This is a genomic window from Streptomyces sp. NPDC004284 (assembly GCF_042874035.1).
Classification (GTDB): Bacteria; Actinomycetota; Actinomycetes; order Streptomycetales; family Streptomycetaceae; genus Streptomyces.
Genome location: NZ_JBIAMJ010000003.1, coordinates 26,592 through 45,669, shown reverse-complemented (window position 1 = coordinate 45,669; position 19,078 = coordinate 26,592). Strand labels below are relative to the sequence as shown.

Sequence of the window (19,078 nt, the reverse complement as noted above, 5' to 3'; positions counted from 1 at the left end):
GGTGTTCTGGATCCCCCGCCGTCAGTGCTGGTAGCCGTAGACGCCGCGCGCCTGGTCGCGGACGAGGCGGCCCTTTTCGAGCTCGATGACGCGCTTGCGCATCTGGTCGACGATGTTCTGGTCGTGGGTCGCCATGACGACGGTGGTCCCTGTCCTGTTGATCCGGTCGAGCAGCTTCATGATGCCGACGGAGGTCTGCGGGTCGAGGTTGCCGGTGGGCTCGTCGGCGATCAGCAGCATCGGCCGGTTGACGAACGCGCGGGCGATGGCGACGCGCTGCTGCTCACCACCGGAGAGCTCGCCCGGCATCCGGTCCTCCTTGCCGCCGAGCCCGACCAGGTCGAGCACCTGCGGCACGGCCTTGCGGATCTCGCCGCGCGGCTTGCCGATGACCTCCTGCGCGAAGGCCACGTTCTCGGCGACGGTCTTGTTGGGCAGCAGGCGGAAGTCCTGGAAGACCGTGCCCAGCTGGCGCCGCATCTGCGGCACCTTCCAGTTGGAGAGCCGGGCCAGGTCCTTGCCGAGGACGTGCACCTGGCCCTGGCTGGCGCGCTCCTCACGCAGGAGCAGTCGCAGGAAAGTCGACTTTCCGGAGCCGGAGGAGCCGACGAGGAAGACGAACTCCCCCTTCTCGATCTCCAGGGAGACGTCCCGGAGCGCGGGGCGGCTCTGCTTCGGATAGGACTTGGAGACGTTGTCGAATCGGATCACGGATGCACCACGGTCGGCCGGGAGTAGGTGTGCGTGACCTTACGCGACCGGGGATGGCCCGCGCAGTCGCGGTCCTGACTTGCGACGTTTATCCTTTTCGCCCCCGGAGGAGGAAGGCCGCCGATCCGGCGGGGCGCGCCGAAACGCCCGGAAGCTGGCACAGTGGTAGGGGGAACGTCCGGATCCCTCCGGACGTTGTCCTGGTGTGTACCCCAGTGCGGGAGGAGGAGAGCGCATGACCTACGACCGACTGGTGTGCGCCAACTGCGCGGCCCCGGTCGCCGAGGGCCGCTGCCCCGTCTGCCGCGCCAACCGGGAGCGACTGTCCCCCCAGGGGCTGTCCCCCACGATGCTGCTGACGCTCGCGATCGCGCTGCTGGCCGCGATAGCGCTGCTCGCCGCGATCCAGGCGGCCTGACCGGAGGGCGTACGCAGCCCACACGAGCCGGAACCACACGAAAGGGCCGGGGAGACCGCTCCCCGGCCCTTCGTCATGCGTCACGCGCCTCAGACGGCGGCGCGACCGCCGCCCACGAGACGCGGCAGCATCCGGAAGCCGATGCCGCCGGCGATCATCGTCGCGGCACCGATGATCAGGAACGAGGTCTCGGCCGCACCGGTCTCGGCGAGCTCCTCCTTCGCCTCACCCTGCTGGACGGGCTGCGAGCCGCCCTGGTTCGGGTCGGCGTTGTTCGGGGTGTCCACGCACTCGGCGCCGTCGAGGTCGACGGTGCAGGTGCCGGCGCCACCGTCGGTGGACGGGCCGCCCGTGGTGCCCGACGAGGTCTGCTGACCGTTCGACGAGGAGGACGTCGAGGACGAGTTGTTGCCCGAGGTCTGCGACGTCGAGGACGAGTTGCTCGAGTTCGAGGACGAGGAGTCACTCGACGACGAGGACGAGTTCGACGAGGAGTTACTCGACGAGTTCGACGACGAGTTGCTCGACGAGTTCGACGACGAGTTGCTCGACGAGTTCGAGGACGAGGAGTCGCTCGACGAGGACGAGTCCGTCGACGTCGCGGACGAGTCCGTCGCCGAGGACGACGAGTCGGTCGACGAAGAGGACGAGTCGCTCGACGAGGACGAGTCGGTCGACGAAGAGGACGAGTCCGTCGCCGAGGACGAGGAGTCCGTCGACGTGGCGGACGAGTCCGTCGCCGAGGACGACGAGTCGGTCGACGTCGCGGACGAGTCCGTCGCCGAGGACGAGGAGTCCGTCGACGTGGCGGACGAGTCCGTCGACGTGGCGGACGAATCGGCCGCCGACGAGGACGCGTCGCCCGTCGACGTGGTCGTCGTGGCGGCGCCGCTGATCTGGCCGAGGCTCGAGTCGCCGGTGTCCTCCTCGCCTTCCAGGGCGTCCTGGATGCCGAGGCCCGCGTCCTGGGTCTGGCTGGTTCCGAATCCGCCGACGGCCTGCGCGGCACCGGCCGCCGTCAGGGACGCACCGGCGATGATCACGGCACTGGCCGCGACCCGCACCAGGCGGACTCGCGTCTTGTTGGTCATCTGGCTGCTACCCCCAGTAGCTCATCTCGTCATGGGGCAGCGCTCGGGCCCCGCGCAGCAGGGGCGACGGAATCACTGGACCGGCCCCCGTTCACACGCGTCCCAGAAAAGCGCATGCCAGTACGCCACCCTTCCGAGTTTCCGATGAGGCGTCAAGGTCGTTGCGCGTGCGATGCCCGAAAGATCACCAGCTGACCGACATGCGACGATGCAACTGTGACGTAAACCCGGAACTCCGGGCCCGGCGACGGCAGTTCCCTTGTCGACAAAGCGCCCCGACGGCCTCGCTTCCGCTTGCGGCAGCGAATCCACGGGAGGTCACGGAACGGCACCGGGCCCCGCACCAAAGGTGCGGGGCCCGGACTCGTACGACCGAGGAGGTTACTTCTCCTGCTGCTTGCGCCAGCGGATGCCCGCCTCCAGGAAGCCGTCGATCTCGCCGTCCAGGACGGACTGCGGGTTGCCGACCTCGAACTCCGTACGGAGGTCCTTGACCATCTGGTACGGGTGGAGCACGTAGGAACGCATCTGGTTGCCCCAGGAGCTGCCGCTGTCCTTGAGGGCGTCCATCTTGGCGCGCTCCTCCTGGCGCTGGCGCTCCAGGAGCTTGGCCTGGAGGACGTTCATGGCGCTCGCCTTGTTCTGGATCTGGGAGCGCTCGTTCTGGCAGGAGACGACGATGCCGGTCGGGAGGTGCGTGATGCGCACGGCCGAGTCGGTCGTGTTGACGCCCTGGCCGCCGGGGCCCGAGGCGCGGTACACGTCGACGCGGAGGTCCGACTCCTCGATCTCGACGTGGTCCGAGGACTCGACGACAGGGAGGATCTCGACGCCGGCGAAGGAGGTCTGGCGGCGGCCCTGGTTGTCGAAGGGCGAGATGCGGACGAGCCGGTGGGTGCCCTGCTCGACGGAGAGCGTGCCGTAGGCGTACGGGGCCTTCACGACGAAGGTGGTGGACTTGATGCCCGCCTCTTCCGCGTACGAGGTCTCGTAGATCTCCGTCGGGTAGCCGTGGCGCTCCGCCCAGCGCAGGTACATGCGCTGGAGCCGCTCGGCGAAGTCGGAGGCGTCGACGCCGCCGGCCTCGGCCCGGATGTTGACCAGGGCCTCGCGCTCGTCGTACTCGCCGGACAGGAGGGTGCGGACCTCCATCTCGTCGAGGGCCTTGCGGACGGAGGTCAGCTCCGTCTCGGCCTCGGCGAGGGTGTCCGGGTCGTCCATCTCCTCGGCGAGCTCGAAGAGCACCGCGAGGTCGTCGATCCGGCCGCGCAGGGTCTCGGCCTTGCGGACCTCGGCCTGGAGGTGCGAAAGCTTGCTCGTGATCTTCTGCGCCGCCTCCGGGTCGTCCCACAGGGACGGGGCCGCGGCCTGCTCTTCGAGCACGGCGATGTCGGCCCTCAGCTTCTCGAGGTCCAGGACGGCCTCGATCGACCCCATGGTCGAGGAGAGGGACTTCAGCTCTTCGGATACATCGACGACTGCCACGCGTCCAGCGTAACGGCTCCGGGCCTGGAGCCGAACCTTTGGCTGAGGCTAGGGGGTACCTTGTCGATCAGGCCGGATCAGGGAGCGGCGTCCGGTGTCGTGCATCGCAAGGCGGAGGAGGGAGTCGACGCGGAGCGTCGGCGACTGACGACAACGCGGCGAGGCGCGGCGCCAGACGCCGCGAGCCCGGCCTGATCGACAAGGCACCCCCTAGGGCCGGGAGGACTGCTTGGAGTCCTGCGGCGGGGCGTCCCCGTCGCCGGAGGCCGCCAGGTAGCCGCCGACGCCGAGCCCGCCCACGAGGAGGGCCGCCGCGACGGCGAGGGTGATCCGTCTCTTGCGGACCGTGCCGGCCTTGTGGCGGGCCGAGCCGGGGCGGCGGGCCCCGGCGGGGCGGGGGGCGCGGGCGGTGCCGAGGGGGCCGCCGGAGAGCTCGTCGGGGGCCGGGACCCGCATGGAGGTGTGGGTGTCGCGGTGGGAGTCGGCGGAGGCGCCGGGGACGAGCGGGACGGCGGCGCGGCGCGGGGCGGGCTCGCCCGCGCCCGTGCCGGTGGCGTACGCGTCCTCCTCGTACGGCTCCGGGGCCGGCTCCGCGCCGGGCTCGTCGACGTCCAGCGGCGGGATGCCCTTGAGCAGCGGCAGGACGTCGCCGAGGCGGGCGGCGAGCTCGGAGGCGCGCAGCCGGGAGGCGGGGGCCTTGGCGAGGCACTGGACGATCAGCTGCCACAGCTCCTCGGGGATGCCGGGCAGCGGGACGACGGTCTCGGTGACGTGGCGGCGCAGGACGGCGCCGGGGTGGCCGCCGCCGAACGGGGTGAAGCCGGCGAGCAGCTCGTACAGGACGGTCGCGAGGGCGTAGATGTCGACGGCGGCGCGCGGCGGGAGGCCCTCGACGATCTCGGGGGCGAGGTAGTCGGGGGTGCCGATGATCCGGGTGGCCTTGGTGCGGCCGGGGGTGTCGATCAGCTTGGCGATGCCGAAGTCGGTGAGGAGGGCGGGGTGGGCGCCGCCGGGGCCGAGCGGGCCCTCCATGTCGAGCAGGATGTTCTCCGGCTTGACGTCCCGGTGGACGACGCCGGCCTTGTGGGCGACGGCGAGGGCCTCGGCGACGTCCCTGACGATGGCGACGGCGGCCTCGGGCGCGAGGCGCCGCTCCCGGTCGAGCCGGGTGCGCAGGTCGGTGCCGCGGACGAGGTCCATGACGAGGGCGAGGTCGGTGCCGTCGACGACGAGGTCGCGGACCTTGACCACCCGGGGGTGGTCGAGGCCGAGCAGGGCGGTGCGCTCCTGGACGAAGCGGCCGACGAGCTCCTGGTCGGACGCCAGGTCCTCGCGCAGCAGTTTGACGGCGACGGGCCCTTCGGGTCCCTCGCCGAGCCACACCGTTCCGGCGCTGCCCCGCCCGAGGATCTGGTGGGCGGTGTAGCGGCTGCCGATGTTCCGTGCCAAGACTGCTCCCTCAGCGGCTGCGGTTCTCGACAAAGCTACGCGTCCACGGCCGCCGGTCTCGACCTCCGAGGGGAAATCACCCCTCGGAAGTCGACAAATCGGCAGGGTTACTGTCCCGTACCGCCGGTAGTACCCCCGGAACCGGTGGAATCGCCGATCGAGGAGATCCAGTCGCTGACGGCCGAGATGCCGTCGCCGATGGCCTGCCAGTAGCCCTTGCCCTGGGCGACCCAGTCCTGGAGCGGGGTGAGCTCCCAGACGAGCCAGCCGCCGATCACGAACAGGACGATCATGATCAGGCAGCCCTTGAGGCAGCCGAGGCCGGGGATGTGCACCGGGTTGGCGCTGCGCTGGCGCGGCGGGCGCGGCTCGCGCGGCGCCGGGGCCGGGGCCTGGGGCGGCGGCTGCGGCGGCTGGTACTGCTGCTGGGGCGGGGCGGCGTACTGCTGCGGGGGCGGCGGCGGGGGCGCGTACTGCTGCGGCTGGTGCTGCGGCTGGTACGGCTGGGGCTGCGGCGGGCGCTGCGGGGCCGGGCGCGGCTGCTGGTACGGCGGGGGCGGCTGCTGGCCGTGCTGCTGCTGACCGTACGGGCCGGGCTGCTGGGGCTGCTGCGGCTGGCGCTGCGGTCGGCGGCGCAGGGGGTCGTCGCTCGGGTCCAGGTACTGCACCTGGGTCTGCTCGTTGCGGTCGCGGACCTGCCGCAGCTGGGTCTGCCAGGGGTGCGGGTCCTCCGCGGGAGGGCCCGGCGGCACGGGGGGCATGACGGCCGTCGGGTCGGCGGCGCCGGCCGGGCCGCTGGTCGGCATGACGCTGGTCGCGGCGGCGGGGTCGTACTGCGGGGGCATCCCGGCACCGGCACCGGCACCGCCGGTGGGCAGCACCTGGGTCGGGTCGGCGGCGCCCGGGGCCTGCGCCTCCGGGGTCGCCGGGACCGGCGCGGGCGCCGGGTCCGGGGCGAGGAGCGCGCCGACGCCCTCCGCCGCCTCGATCTGGCCGGGCGTGGCGTGCACGCCGATGCCGGCGGCGACCGCGCGCAGGCCGCGCGCGAGGTTCACGGCGCTCGGCCGCTGGTCCGGGTTCTTGCTGAGGCAGCGCTCTATGACCGTCCACAGCGGTCCGGGCACGGTCGAGGGGCGGCGCGGCTCCTCGCTGAGGTGCCGGTGGAGGACCTCCAGGGCGGTGCCGCCGGCGAACGGGGGCCGGCCGGTGACCAGCTCGTAGAGGAGGATGCCCGCGCCGTAGATGTCGACGGCGGAGGTCTGCGGGCGGCCCTCGGCGGACTCGGGCGCCACGTACGCGGGCGTGCCGACGAATTCGTGGGTGCGGGTCAGGCCCGGGGAGTCCGCGAGGCGCGCGATGCCGAAGTCGGTCAGCATCGGGTGCATCTGGCCGCCGTGCTCGGCGAGCAGGACGTTGGCCGGCTTGAGGTCGCGGTGGACGACGCCGTCGGCGTGGCTGGCGGCGAGCGCGTCGGCGATCTGGGCGGTGAGGAGGGCGGCGGCGACCGGGGTGAGCGGGCCGCTCTCCCGGATGTACCGGTGCAGGTCGGGGCCCTCGACGAGGTCCATGACGAGGGCGAGGACATCGCCCTCGACGACCAGGTCGCGGGTGCGCACGATGTTGGGGTGGGTCAGCCGGAGGAGGACGGACCGCTCGCGCAGGAAGCGCATGACGATGTCCGCGTCGTTGGCCAGCTCCTCCTTGAGGACCTTGATCGCCACGGTCTCGCCGGGCTCGCCGGGCACGGACGCCTCGGCGCCCGCCGTCTCCCGCTGGCGGGCTCGCCAGACGGTGCCCGTGGCGCCGCGGCCGAGCGGCTCCTCGAGCAGGTACTTGCTGCCGATAGGCCGCACGTCACGCGCTCCCTGCTGATCGTGGTCCTGGGGTGGTTCCCGAGGTGTCCCCGGGGTCCCTGTCCTCTGTTGTGACCCGTCCGGGTGTCCGACCCACTTTAGTGCCGCCGTACGGGTCACAGGCCGGTCGTCCACAGGCCGATTCCGATGCCGTGTTCGAGCCGCGTCGGGGGCCCGGAGCGAACGGAACCCGCCCGGAACTTGTCCGGAAGAAGACGCTCCACGGAGTCCGACGGTTGCCACGCATGCTCCGAAGACATGCCCAACCAGGCCATTTCTCGTCCACGGCCGACCATTCAAGATCATTTATGGCCGACCCGCGGGCGTGTTGTCGGCGGCAGGTGCGAGGATGCCTCCAGCACGTCGCGTCGACGGGGTCGGGAGCCCCCGCGCCGTGCCGACCTGTACCGGGCGACGCGTCCGTGCCGGGTGGGGGGAGACACAGGGCGGTTCCCCCCTGCCGGGCCGGCTCTCGCAGAAGGGACCGCTGACGGCGATGCAGATCCGGCTGACCGTCCTCGCGCCGTACGCCGGCCACGGCACCGGGCGCGCCTGCGACGTGCTCGTCACGGCCCCCGCCGGGACGGCGCTCGCCGCCGTGGCCTCGAACCTCGCCGCCGCCGTCACCGGCCCCGACACCTCCTCCTCGGGCACGACCGTGCTCTACGCGGGCGCGGAGCGGCTCGACGGCCGGCGCTGCGTGCTCGGCGAGCCCCCGCTGGTCGACGGCGCGGTCCTCTCCCTCCAGGTCCCGGGCCCGGACGACCGGGCCGACGAGACGGCCTCCGCCCGGCTGCACGTGGTGGCGGGCCCGGACGCGGGCGGGGTGCACCTGCTGCACGGCGGAGCGATCAGAATCGGCCGTTCCGTCGACGCCGACGTGCCGCTCGACGACCCCGACGTCTCCCGCTCCCACTGCACGGTGACCGTCGGCGCGGACGGCCGCGTCACGGTCGCCGACCGCGGCTCCACGAACGGGACGACGCTCGACGGCCTGCCCGTCGGCGACCGCCCGGTCCCGCTCCGCCCGGGCGCGCTGCTGCGCCTCGGCGAGTCCGCCCTCCGCCTCACGGGCCCCGGCGGCGGTGGTACGGACGCGGTGACGACGGCTCCGGACGGCGAGGGCCACCTGCGGGTCGCGCACGCCACGGACCTGCCCGACCGGCCGGGACCGGCGGACGACGCCACCCACGGCGGGGCGCGCGGAATCGCGTACGGCGAGGCCCACGCGCACGCGGGGGACCCCCACGACGGCTACGACGACCACCTCGGCCACGACGGCGGCGAGCCGCACGACGGCCCCCGGGGCGAGGCGCCCGCGGCTCCGGCCGCGCCCGCGCGCGGCGGCAGGCGCGGGCTCGGCGCCTGGGCCCGGCGTCTCGCGGGCGGCCGCGAGGAGCTCCCCACCGCCGAGGTCCACGCCTCCCCGGTCACGCACGCCGGCCACCGGCCCGCCCCCGGCGCGCGGGACGGCGCCCCCGGCCCCGTACCGGTGGCCGACACCTGGCCCGACCCGGCCACCGTCCTGCTCACCGCCCTCGGCCCCGGGACCCGGCTCTGGGAGCGGCCCCAGAGCCACCCCGAGGCGCTGGTCGTCCGGCTCGGCACGACGGACCGCGCCGAGCTGTCCGGCGTGCCGGTCACCGTCGGCCTGCGCGAGGTCGGCTCCCTCGGCCTGGCGGGCCCCGGCGACCGGCTCGCCGGGCTCACGCGCTCGGTCGTGGCCCAGCTCGCCGCCCTGCACTCCCCCTCCGACCTGGAGATCGTGCTCGTCAGCGCCGACCGGAACCGGCCCCTGGAGGAGCGGCGGCGCGCCTGGGGCTGGCTCGGCTGGCTCCCGCACGTCCGCCCGGCCCACGGCCAGGACTGCCGGCTGCTCCTGGCGTACGACCGCGAGCAGGCCCAGGCGCGCATGGCCGAGCTGACCCGGCGGCTCGACGACGGCCCCCTCGGTCCCGGCTGGCCCAGCGCCGACCGCGCGTCCGTCGCCGACGCCGCGGCCCGCCACGACGGGCCGACGACGGTCGTGATCGTCGACGGCGACCCCGGGACGGCCACCCTGCGCGAGACGGTCGCGCGCCTCGCGGGCGTCGGCGCGGCGGCCGGCATCCACCTCCTCTGCCTCGCCGAGGCGCCCTCCGCCACCCCGGACTCGCCGGTGGCCGCCACGTACGAGGCCGCGTGCGCCGCCTCCCTCGCCTTCCGCGAGTGCGGGGCCGCCGCGCTCCTCAGCGGCGACGTGGCGACGGCGCTGCGGCTGCTCCGGACCTCCGGCGGGCGGCTCGCGGGCCACGGCACCGTCGGCGTCGTCGACGCGGTCTCCGTCGCCTGGGCCGAGCGGTTCGGCCGGGCCCTCGCCCCGCTCCGCCCGGAGGCGGCGGCGGCGCCGGGCGCCCGGACCGCCGCGCTGCCCCCGTCGGCCCGCCTGCTCGACGAGCTCGGGCTCGCCCGGGCCACCCCCGCCTCCCTGATGGCCCGCTGGGCCTCCGCCGGCGACGGCACCGCCGTCCTCGGCGCGGGTCCGCGCGGCCCCCTGTCCGTGGACCTCACGGCGGAGGGCCCCCACCTCCTGATCGAGGGCCCCGCCGGCAGCGGCCGCACGGAGCTCCTCCGCTCCATCGCCGCCTCCCTCGCGGCGGGCGGCCGCCCCGACCGCCTCGGCCTGCTCCTCGTCGAGGGCGCGGGCGGCGAGCGCGGCGAAGGCCTCGCCGCCTGTACGGAACTGCCGCACGTCACCGAACACCTCGTCGCCTCCGACCCGGTGCGGATGCGCGCGTTCGCCCAGGCCCTGGGCGCCGAGCTCAAGCGCCGCGCCGAACTCCTGGGCGACGCCCACTTCGCCGACCGCCAGGGAGCGGTCCGCACCACCGACCGCCTGATCGGCCAGCGCACCCCGAGCCCCGCGGAATCCCTCCCCCAGACCGCCCGCGCCACCGTCCGCCTCCCCGACACCACCGACCTCCCCGACCGCCCCAGCGGCCGCACCCTCCGCACGGGCGACGGCACGATCGGCTCCCTCCCGAGCACCCGCAGCGGCCGCGTGCCGTACGCGGGCGCGGACGACGTCACCGGCCGGTCCAGCGGACGCGTGCCGTACCCCGGCGCCGACGACGTGACGGGCCGGACCAGCGGCCGCGTCCCCCACCCGGGCGCGGACGACGTGACCGGCCGGTCCAGCGGCCGGGTCCCGTACCCCAGCGCCGACGACCTCAACAGCCGCACCAGCGGCCGTGCCCCCCACCCCGGCACGGGAGACCTCGGCGGCCGCCCGAGCAGCCGCACCCTCCGCACGAACGACGGCGACCTCACGGACCGCCCCAGCGGCCGCGTCCCGCGCGGGGACGACGTGACCGGCCGTTCGAGCGGGCGCGTGCCGTACCCCGGCGCCGAGGACGTGACGGGCCGGACCAGCGGCCGGGTGCCGTACCCGGGCGCGGACGACGTGACCGGCCGGTCCAGCGGCCGGGTCCCGTACCCCAGCGCCGACGACCTCAACAGCCGCACCAGCGGCCGCGTGCCGTACCCGGGCGCGGACGACGTCACCGGTCGGACCAGCAGCCGCGTCCCCCACCCGGGCGCCGGTGACGTCGCCGACCGTCCCAGTGGGCGGGTCCCCCGTTCCGGCGATCTCGCGGACCATGCGAGCGGCCGTGTCCACCGCTCCGGGGACGGGGCGCGGGCGCGCTCCGGTGGGGACGCGTTTCTGGCCGATACGCCCAGTGGGCGGCTGCCGCGGCGGGACGGCGGGGCCCTCGACGAGCGCCCGAGCAGCAGGACCCTCCGCACGGGCGACGACGACGTCAGCAGCCGTACCAGCGCCCGCGTGCCGTACCCGGGCGCGGAGGACGTCACCGGGCGGACCGGCGCCCGCATCCCCCACCCCGCCTCCGAGGACGCCGCCGCCGGGCGGATTCCGCGGCCCGTCTCCGGGGAGCAGGGGGCGGCGCGGGCGGGTGGGCAGTTGCCGCGGCTCGTCGTGCTCGTGGACGACTTCGACGCGTTGGTGGCACCGGCGCTCGGCGCGCCGGGACGGCCGGCCGCCGGGTCGGTCGTGCGGGCGCTGGAGGCGGTCGCGCGGCACGGCGAGCGGCTCGGGGTGCACCTCGTGGCGACCTCGGCGCGGCCGGACCGTACGGCGGACACGGAGCTGGCGCACGGGGCGCGGCTGCGGATCGTGCTGGACGCGCCGCCGGTGGCGGCGGGACCGGACGTGCCGGCGGCGGGGCGGGGGCGGCTCGGGCATCCGGACGGCCGGGTGACCCCGTTCCAGGCGGGCCGGGTCACGGGGCGGATCCCCCGGACGGCGACGCTGCGTCCGACGGTCGTCCCGCTGGAGTGGGAGCGGATGGGTGATCCGCCGACCCGTCGCCCGGTGCGCGAGCTGGGGAACGGTCCGACGGACCTGGCGCTCCTGGCGAGCGCGCTGGACCGGGCGGCGCGCTCGGTCGAGGCGACGCCCGTGCCGCCGCTCACCCCGGCCGCGCGAGGCTGACGGTACGTCACAAGGCCATCACGATCGACCGGTTGACCACGGAGGACGGGGGAGGCGGTATTGCGGGGCCCCGCGGCCCGGCGTAGACCTGTCGGACGGACAGCGACGCGCACGGGAGAGACGGGGCAGCGATGCGTACAACTCTTCGTCCACGCAAGGCCGCGGTGACCTTGGTGGCGCTCACCGCCCTCACCCTCGCGGGCTGCGGCGGTGAGGGCGCACCGGACCCACAGCCGAAGCCCGCGCCCGAACTCTCCCTCAAGGGCGAGAAGATCGAGGTCGCCGCCGTGTGGACGGGCCCCGAGCAGGAGAACTTCACGAAGGTCCTGAAGGAGTTCGAGAAGCGGACCGGCGCGACCGTCACCTTCGTGCCCGCGCAGGACCCGATCGTGAACTTCCTGGGCACGAAGATCGCCGGCGGTTCGCCGCCCGACGTGGCGATGCTCCCGCAGGTGGGCGCGATCCAGCAGGCCGCCGCCCAGAAGTGGCTGAAGCCGGTCGGCGAGGAGGCCAAGGCGGCGCTGGCCGCCAACTACTCGCGCGGCTGGCAGGAGCTCGGCGCGGTGGACGGCACGCAGTACGGGGTGTACTTCAAGGCGGCCAACAAGTCCCTGGTCTGGTACAACTCCGCCGTCTTCGAGAACGCGGGCGCGTCCGAGCCGAAGACCTGGAAGGACTTCCTCGCCACCGCCGAGACGATCTCGGCCTCCGGTGTGACCCCGGTGTCGGTCGGCGGCGCGGACGGCTGGACCCTGACCGACTGGTTCGAGAACGTCTACCTCTCGCAGGCGGGCCCGGCCAAGTACGACCAGCTGGCGAAGCACGCGATCAAGTGGACGGACCCGTCCGTCGCCACCGCGCTGAAGACCCTCGCCGAACTCTTCGGGAAGCCGGCGCTGATCGCGGGCGGGCCGGACGGCGCGCTGCAGACGGAGTACCCGGCCTCGGTCACGCAGACGTTCACGGGCGGGGACCAGCCCAAGGGGGCGATGGTCTTCGAGGGCGACTTCGCGGCGGTCAACATCGCCCAGACCAAGGCGGAGATCGGGAAGGACGCGAAGGTCTTCCCGTTCCCGAAGGTCGGCGACGGCGGCACCTCCCCCGTGGTGACGGCCGGCGACGCGGCCGTGGCCCTGAAGGACACCAAGGGCGCGCAGGCGCTGCTCGCCTTCCTCGCCTCCCCGGACGCGGCGAGGATCTGGGCGGCCGAGGGCGGGTTCCTCTCCCCGAACAAGAACCTGGACCCGGCGGCGTATCCGAACGACGTCCAGCGCGAGATCGCCAAGGCGCTCATCGGCGCCGGTGACGACTTCCGCTTCGACATGTCGGACCAGATGCCGCAGTCCTTCGGCGGGACGCCGGGCAAGGGCGAGTGGAAGGCGCTCCAGGACTTCCTGAAGAACCCGAAGGACGTCGCGGGGACGCAGGCGCGCCTGGAGGCGGACGCGGCGAAGGCGTACAAGGGCTGAGGCCGGCATGCCGACCACAAGGGCCGGGGCCAGGACCGTCAGAGCCGGGGCCAGGACCACAAGGGCCGGGTCCAGGGCCGCCAGGACCGGGTCGAGGAGCAGGGCCGTGGCGGCGGGGTTCCTGCTGCCCGCCCTGGTCCTCCTCGGCGCGCTCGTCGTCTACCCGATCGGGTACTCCGTCCGGCGCTCGTTCTTCGACCGCGCGGACTCGTCCTTCGTCGGCCTCGACAACTACCTCGCGCTGGTCACCGACGACTCGCTCCGCACCGCCGTGCGCAACAACCTGGTCTGGCTGGTGGTGGCCCCGGCGGTCGCCACCGCGCTCGGTCTGGTCTTCGCGGTGCTCACCGAGCGCGTGCGCTGGGGTACGGCGTTCAAGCTGGTCGTCTTCATGCCGATGGCGATCTCGATGCTCGCCGCCGGGATCATCTTCCGGCTCGTGTACGAGCAGGACCCGGACCGCGGGGTCGCCAACGCCGTCTGGGTCGGGGTCCACGACACCTTCGCCGAGGCCTCCGGCTTCCCGCGGGCCCGGCCGCTGCCCGTGCACCCGTTGAAGGAGGCGGGCGGCGGCGCGTACGTGACGAAGGAGCCGGTCCACGCGGGCGTGCCCGTGCGGCTCCCGCTGGTCGGGGTGGCTCCGGCGCGGATGCCGAAGGACGCCCGCCCCGCGCGCGTGCCGCCCGCCGCCGGCGCGGAGATCACCGGTACGGCCTGGCTGGACTTCACCCGGGGCGGCGGCGGGAAGCCGAACGCGGTCGACCCGGGGGAGCTGGGCCTGAAGGGGCTGCGGATCGAGGCCGTACGGGACGGGAAGGTGGTCGCCACGGCCACGGCGGCGGCCGACGGCGGCTTCACCCTGCCCGCCGACCGCGCCGAGGGGGCCGTGCTCCGGCTCCCCGCGAGCAACTTCCGGGAGCAGTACGACGGCGTGGAGTGGCTGGGCCCCTCGCTCGTCACCCCGGCCGTGATCGGGGCGTACGTGTGGATGTGGGCCGGGTTCGCGATGGTCCTGATCGGCGCCGGGCTCGCGGCCGTACCGCGTGAGCTCCTCGAAGCGGCGCGGATGGACGGGGCGAACGAGTGGCAGGTGTTCCGGCGGATCACGGTGCCGCTCCTGGCGCCGGTCCTCGTGGTCGTCCTCGTCACGCTGATGATCAACGTGCTCAAGGTCTTCGACCTGGTCTTCGTCATCGCGCCGGGCTCCGCGCAGGACGACGCGAACGTGCTCGCGCTCCAGCTGTACCGCTCGTCCTTCGGCACCGACGCGGATCTCGGGGTCGGCTCGGCCATCGCGGTCGTCCTGCTCCTCCTCGTGCTGCCGGTGATGGTGGTCAACATCCGCCGCATCCGAAGGGAGTCCCGCCGGTGAAGAGCCTCGCCTCCCGCGTCGCCGCCCGTACGGCCGGGGGCGCCGTCCGGGTCTTCCTCCTCCTCGCCGCCCTGTTCTGGCTGCTGCCGACGGTCGGGCTGCTGCTCTCCTCGCTCCGCTCGCCGTCCGACATCGCGGCGAGCGGCTGGTGGGAGGTGTTCACGGCCCCGGCCCGGCTGACCACCGAGAACTACGCGCATCTCCTCGCGAACCACACGATCACCGGCTCCCTCCTCTCCACCGTCCTGATCACGGTCCCGGCCACCCTGCTCGTCCTCGTCATCGGCTCGCTCGCCGGTTACGCCTTCGCGTGGCTGGAGTTCCCGGGCCGGGACTGGTGGTTCCTGGGCGTGGTCGCGCTCCTCGTGGTCCCGGTGCAGGTGGCGCTGGTCCCGGTGTCGAAGCTGTTCGGCGCGGTGGGGCTCTTCGAGACGACGCTCGGGGTGGTCCTGTTCCACACGGCGTTCGGCCTGCCGTTCGCGATCTTCCTGCTGCGGAACTTCTTCGCGGAGATCCCGCGCGAGCTCCTGGAGGCGGCGCGGCTCGACGGGGCGGGCGAGATCCGCCTCTTCACCCGGGTGGTGCTGCCGCTGGGCGGTCCGGCGATCGCCTCGCTCGGGATCTTCCAGTTCCTGTGGGTGTGGAACGACATGCTGGTCGCGCTGATCTTCGCGGACTCGCAGTCGCCGCCGATCACGGTGGCGCTCCAGCAGCAGGTGCGCCAGTTCGGGAACAACGTGGACGTGCTCGCGCCGGGGGCGTTCGTGTCGATGGTGGTGCCGCTGGTGGTGTTCTTCGCGTTCCAGCGGCAGTTCACGTCCGGGGTGATGGCGGGCGCGGTGAAGTAGCGGGGGTCACGCCTTGAGCCCCGCGACCGCCGCGCGCGCGAGCTCGTCCAGGTACCCCTTGGGCAGGGGTGTGCGGACGACGACGAGGCGCCAGTAGAGCGGGCCGACGGCGATGTCCAGGGCCTTGCCCGGGTCGGTTCCCTCGGGGAGTTCGCCGCGTGCGACGGCCTCGCGGACGACCTGGGTCATGACGCCCTGCTGCCCGTCGAGCAGCACGGCCTTGACGGTCTCGGCGATCTCGGGGTGCCGGGCGGCCTCGACGAGCAGGTCGGGGATGACCTGGGAGGCGACCGGGTGGCGCAGGGCGTGCGAGGCCACTTCGAGGAGGACGCGCAGGTCTCCGTAGAGGGAGCCGCTGGCGGGTGCCGGCAGGCCCTGGGCGGCGAAGGCGCCGACCAGGTCGAGGACGAGGGAGAGCTTGGACTTCCAGCGCCGGTAGACCGCTGTCTTGCCGACTCCCGCGCGGCGCGCGATGCCCTCGATGGACATCCGGGCGTAGCCGACGGCCGCGAGCTCCTCGAAGACGGCGGCGCGGATGGCCTCGGTCACGTCCTCGCGGAGTACGGCGGCGCCGGCGGGGGCGCGGCGGGGGGTCGGGGCGGTCATGAACGGCATCCTAACGAACCGCGATACCCCGAAGGCGTTACGACGATACGGTTGCGTTCCGTCGTGCGAGCGCCCTAACCTCCTCGTAGCGACGATACGGACCCGTCCCATCGCCGACGACACCCGCGCCCCCGCACCCCTCGTCGAAAGCGCCCGCCCGTGACCACGACCCTCGCCCCACCCGCGCAGCCGGCCGCCCCCGCGGAGCAGGAGGACCTCGCCGCGCTCGCCCGCCGGCACGGCCTGAGCGTCAGCGGGGCCCGCCCCTCGCTCCCCTCCTACGTGCGGCAGCTCTGGTCCCGCCGCGACTTCATCGCCGCCTTCGCGACCGCCCGGCTGACCGCCCAGTTCAGCCAGGCCAAGCTCGGCCAGGTCTGGCAGGTGATGACCCCGCTCCTCAACGCGGCCGTGTACTACCTGATCTTCGGCGTCATCATGAACGCGAAGAACGGCGTGCCGGACTACATCCCCTTCCTGATGACCGGCATCTTCGTGTGGACCTTCACCTCCAACACGGCCATGGCCGGCACCCGGGCGATCAGCGGCAACCTGGGCCTCGTCCGCGCCCTGCACTTCCCCCGCGCGAGCCTGCCGATCTCGCTCGCGATCCAGCAGCTCCAGCAGCTGCTGTTCTCGCTCGCCGCGCTCGTCGTGATGCTGGCCTGCTTCGGCGAGTTCCCCGGCTGGAGCTGGCTGCTCGCCGTCCCGGCGCTGTTCCTCCAGGCGCTGTTCAGCACGGGCCTGGCGCTCTTCCTGGCCCGGATCTCGGCCCGCACCCCGGACGTCAGCCAGCTGATGCCGTTCGTGCTCCGCACCTGGATGTACGCCTCGGGCGCCATGTTCTCGATCCAGAACCTGGCGCACAGCGGGCGCTTCCCGCACGGCGTGGTGCTGGCCCTCCAGTGCAACCCGGCGGCGGTCTACATCGACCTCATGCGCTTCGCCCTGATCGACAGCTTCACGGCGGCGCAGCTGCCGCCGCACGTGTGGGCGCTGGCCGCCGGCTGGGCCGTGCTGGCCTTCGCGGGCGGTTTCATCTGGTTCTGGAAGGCAGAGGAGACGTACGGCCGTGGCTGAGCAGCGAACCCCCACCGTCATCGCCGACGACGTCCACATCACGTACACCGTCAACGGCGGGCACCCCGGCGGCCGGGGCGGCGCCATCGCCGCGCTGAACCGGATGACGCGCCGCCGCACGGCTCCGGGCGGCCGCCGGGTCCACGCCGTGCGGGGCGTCAGCTTCGTCGCGTACCGGGGCGAGGCGATTGGCCTGATCGGTTCGAACGGATCTGGGAAATCCACCCTCCTGAAGGCCGTCGCGGGCCTCCTGCCCGTCAACCGGGGCCGGATCTACACCCACGGCCAGCCCTCCCTCCTCGGCGTCAACGCGGCCCTGATGAACGATCTGACCGGCGAGCGGAACGTGATCCTGGGCGGCCTCGCGATGGGCATGAGCCGCACGGAGGTCGGGGAGCGGTACGACGGGATCGTCGACTTCTCCGGCATCAACGAGAAGGACGACGCGATCTCCCTCCCCATGCGGACGTACTCCTCCGGCATGGGCGCCCGGCTGCGCTTCGCCATCGCCGCCGCCAAGAGCCACGACGTGCTGCTCATCGACGAGGCCCTGGCGACCGGCGACGCGCGTTTCCGCCGCCGCAGCCAGCGGCGGATCGACGAGCTGCGGGCGGAGGCGGGGACGGTCTTCCTGGTCAGCCACTCGAACTCCACGATCACGGAGACCTGCGAGCGGGCGCTGTGGCTGGAGGCGGGCACGCTGCGGATGGACGGCCCGGCGAAGGAGGTCGTGGCGGCGTACGAGGAGTTCACGGCCAAGCCGGACGCGAAGAAACCGAACAATCTGGACATCGCGGTCTAAAGTGCGGTGGGATGACGAACGATCACCCCCACCTCGATCACCCCTCTCCCCCGCAGCCCCCGCCCGAGCCCACGAGCGCACCCCCCACCCCGCCCCGCTCCGCGAGCGAACCCCCCACCCTCACCAAGTCCCCCTTCGACTCGGACAGCTTCACCTCCGCCACCTTCGTCACCGTCGGCCGCGGCCCCTACCTCGCCCTCGCCCTCGTCTGGCTCCTCACCCGGGCCGGCATGCTCCTGCTGCTCTCCCGCGACGACCTCGGCATCGGCGGCGTGGGCCGCGAGGTGGGCCTCTACCAGTACTGGTACGGCAGGTTCGCCGAAGGCACCTTCCCGCCCGACGACGTCACCTGGCAGTACCCGCCCGGCGCGGGGCTCGTGATCATGTCGCCGGGCGTCCTCCCCTGGCTCACCTACTTCCAGGCCTTCGTCGCCCTCACCCTCCTCGCCGACGCCGTCGTCACCGCCGCCCTCGCCCGCGCCGACAGCGCCCAGCTCACCCACGGCGCCCTGGTCTGGGTCTGCGGCCTCCCCCTCCTCCTCCACCTGCCGCTCGCCCGGTACGACGTCCAGACCACCGCCCTCGCCGTGCTCGCCCTGCTCGCCCTGGGCGCCCGCTCCCCCCGCGCCCACCAGCTCGGCGGGGCGCTCGCCGGGATCGGCGCGATGGTCAAGGTGTGGCCGGCGCTCGCCCTGATCGGCACGCCCCGGGGCCGTACCACCCGGGACGCCTGGACCGCCGCCGCCGTCACCGCGCTCGCCCTCCTCGCCACCCTCGCGCTGTTCTTCTCCGACGCGCTGGGCTTCCTGCGCCAGCAGGGCAGCCGCGGCATCCAGATCGAGTCCCTGTGGGGCACCGCCCTGGCGCTGGCCGGCGCCGGCGGCATCTGGCCCGGCCGGGTCGAGTTCCGCTACGGCGCCTTCGAGTACGTCGGCCCGTACGTCTCCAGCCTCGGGCACCTCGCCCTGCTGCTCACCGTCATCGCCTTCGGCTGGCTGCTCCTGTGGCGCCTGCGGGCCCGCCGCTGGACCCCCGCCACCCCGCTCGACGCGGCCCTCGCCGCCGTCCTGCTCTTCACCGTCACCAGCCGGGTGATCAGCCCCCAGTACATGATCTGGCTGCTCGGCCTCGCCGCCGTCTGCCTGACCTCCCGCCGGACCGTGATGCGCCCGGTCGCCCTGCTGCTCCTCCCGGCGGCCGCCCTCAGCTCCCTCGCCTACCCCGTCCTCTACGACGAGGTCCTCGAAGGCACCCCCGCCGGCCTGACCGTCATGGCCCTCCGCAACGCCCTGCTGCTCACGGCGGCCCTGCTCGCCGCCCGCCGCCTGTGGACCTCGACGGTGACCCCCGTGAAGGAGTGAGGAAGGGCCCCGCCGGTTTTCCGGCGGGGCCCTTCCTCACTCAC

At 73.8% G+C, this 19,078-nt stretch carries 15 protein-coding genes; 9 read left to right on the top strand and 6 right to left on the bottom strand.

The window, feature by feature from the left end; translation table 11 throughout:
- Positions 1–21: 21 nt before the first annotated feature.
- Positions 22–711, bottom strand: a complete 690-nt coding sequence (gene ftsE / locus ACFYUS_RS09815; RefSeq protein ID WP_030692056.1) for a cell division ATP-binding protein FtsE — start codon at positions 709–711, stop codon at positions 22–24.
- Positions 712–946: 235 nt separating this feature from the next.
- Here ftsE and ACFYUS_RS09810 point away from each other — a divergent pair, with 235 nt between their 5' ends.
- Positions 947–1,129: a hypothetical protein gene (locus tag ACFYUS_RS09810; RefSeq protein ID WP_388847867.1), complete on the top strand. Its 183-nt coding sequence runs from the start codon at positions 947–949 to the stop codon at positions 1,127–1,129.
- An 89-nt stretch (positions 1,130–1,218) separates the two neighbouring features.
- Here ACFYUS_RS09810 and ACFYUS_RS09805 read toward each other — a convergent pair whose 3' ends face one another.
- On the bottom strand, positions 1,219–1,416 hold the full coding sequence (locus ACFYUS_RS09805; RefSeq protein WP_123452838.1) for an LPXTG cell wall anchor domain-containing protein: 198 nt from the start codon (positions 1,414–1,416) through the stop codon (positions 1,219–1,221).
- A gap of 121 nt (positions 1,417–1,537) precedes the next feature.
- Here ACFYUS_RS09805 and ACFYUS_RS09800 point away from each other — a divergent pair, with 121 nt between their 5' ends.
- The gene (locus ACFYUS_RS09800) at positions 1,538–2,368 is read left to right on the top strand and encodes a hypothetical protein (RefSeq protein WP_388847864.1); all 831 of its coding nucleotides are present in this window, start codon (positions 1,538–1,540) and stop codon (positions 2,366–2,368) included.
- Positions 2,369–2,601: 233 nt separating this feature from the next.
- On the opposite strand, the gene prfB is transcribed toward ACFYUS_RS09800, so the two are convergent.
- The 3 genes from prfB to ACFYUS_RS09785 form a co-directional block, all read right to left on the bottom strand.
- Positions 2,602–3,705 (bottom strand): peptide chain release factor 2, encoded by a 1,104-nt coding sequence (gene prfB / locus ACFYUS_RS09795; RefSeq protein WP_388847861.1) that lies wholly within the window; start codon positions 3,703–3,705, stop codon positions 2,602–2,604.
- A 210-nt stretch (positions 3,706–3,915) separates the two neighbouring features.
- Positions 3,916–5,154: a serine/threonine-protein kinase gene (locus ACFYUS_RS09790; RefSeq protein WP_388847858.1), complete on the bottom strand. Its 1,239-nt coding sequence runs from the start codon at positions 5,152–5,154 to the stop codon at positions 3,916–3,918.
- A gap of 107 nt (positions 5,155–5,261) precedes the next feature.
- Positions 5,262–7,007, bottom strand: coding sequence for a serine/threonine-protein kinase (locus ACFYUS_RS09785; protein WP_388847856.1), 1,746 nt, complete (start codon positions 7,005–7,007; stop codon positions 5,262–5,264).
- 496 nt (positions 7,008–7,503) lie between these two features.
- Here ACFYUS_RS09785 and ACFYUS_RS09780 point away from each other — a divergent pair, with 496 nt between their 5' ends.
- The 4 genes from ACFYUS_RS09780 (at position 7,504) to ACFYUS_RS09765 (ending at position 15,188) form a co-directional block, all read left to right on the top strand.
- Positions 7,504–11,499, top strand: coding sequence for an FHA domain-containing protein (locus tag ACFYUS_RS09780; protein WP_388847854.1), 3,996 nt, complete (start codon positions 7,504–7,506; stop codon positions 11,497–11,499).
- Between the two features lie 131 nt (positions 11,500–11,630).
- Positions 11,631–12,968 carry an ABC transporter substrate-binding protein gene (locus ACFYUS_RS09775; protein WP_388847852.1) on the top strand — a complete coding sequence of 446 codons (1,338 nt, stop codon included), beginning with the start codon at positions 11,631–11,633 and terminating at the stop codon, positions 12,966–12,968.
- Positions 12,969–12,975: 7 nt separating this feature from the next.
- Positions 12,976–14,340 carry a carbohydrate ABC transporter permease gene (locus ACFYUS_RS09770; protein WP_388847850.1) on the top strand — a complete coding sequence of 455 codons (1,365 nt, stop codon included), beginning with the start codon at positions 12,976–12,978 and terminating at the stop codon, positions 14,338–14,340.
- Entirely contained in the window at positions 14,337–15,188 is an 852-nt protein-coding gene (locus ACFYUS_RS09765; RefSeq protein ID WP_388847848.1) for a carbohydrate ABC transporter permease, read from the top strand. The genes ACFYUS_RS09770 and ACFYUS_RS09765 overlap by 4 nt, the downstream gene beginning before the upstream one ends.
- Before the next feature lie 6 nt (positions 15,189–15,194).
- On the opposite strand, the gene ACFYUS_RS09760 is transcribed toward ACFYUS_RS09765, so the two are convergent.
- Entirely contained in the window at positions 15,195–15,794 is a 600-nt protein-coding gene (locus ACFYUS_RS09760; protein WP_388847846.1) for a TetR/AcrR family transcriptional regulator, read from the bottom strand.
- 159 nt (positions 15,795–15,953) lie between these two features.
- Here ACFYUS_RS09760 and ACFYUS_RS09755 point away from each other — a divergent pair, with 159 nt between their 5' ends.
- From ACFYUS_RS09755 to ACFYUS_RS09745, 3 genes are read left to right on the top strand one after another with little or no spacing between them, the layout of a single operon-like run.
- Positions 15,954–16,871 (top strand): ABC transporter permease, encoded by a 918-nt coding sequence (locus ACFYUS_RS09755; RefSeq protein ID WP_388847844.1) that lies wholly within the window; start codon positions 15,954–15,956, stop codon positions 16,869–16,871.
- Positions 16,864–17,673 carry an ABC transporter ATP-binding protein gene (locus ACFYUS_RS09750; RefSeq protein WP_388847842.1) on the top strand — a complete coding sequence of 270 codons (810 nt, stop codon included), beginning with the start codon at positions 16,864–16,866 and terminating at the stop codon, positions 17,671–17,673. The genes ACFYUS_RS09755 and ACFYUS_RS09750 overlap by 8 nt, the downstream gene beginning before the upstream one ends.
- 11 nt (positions 17,674–17,684) lie before the next feature.
- On the top strand, positions 17,685–19,034 hold the full coding sequence (locus ACFYUS_RS09745; protein WP_388847840.1) for a glycosyltransferase family 87 protein: 1,350 nt from the start codon (positions 17,685–17,687) through the stop codon (positions 19,032–19,034).
- Positions 19,035–19,078: the final 44 nt, after the last annotated feature.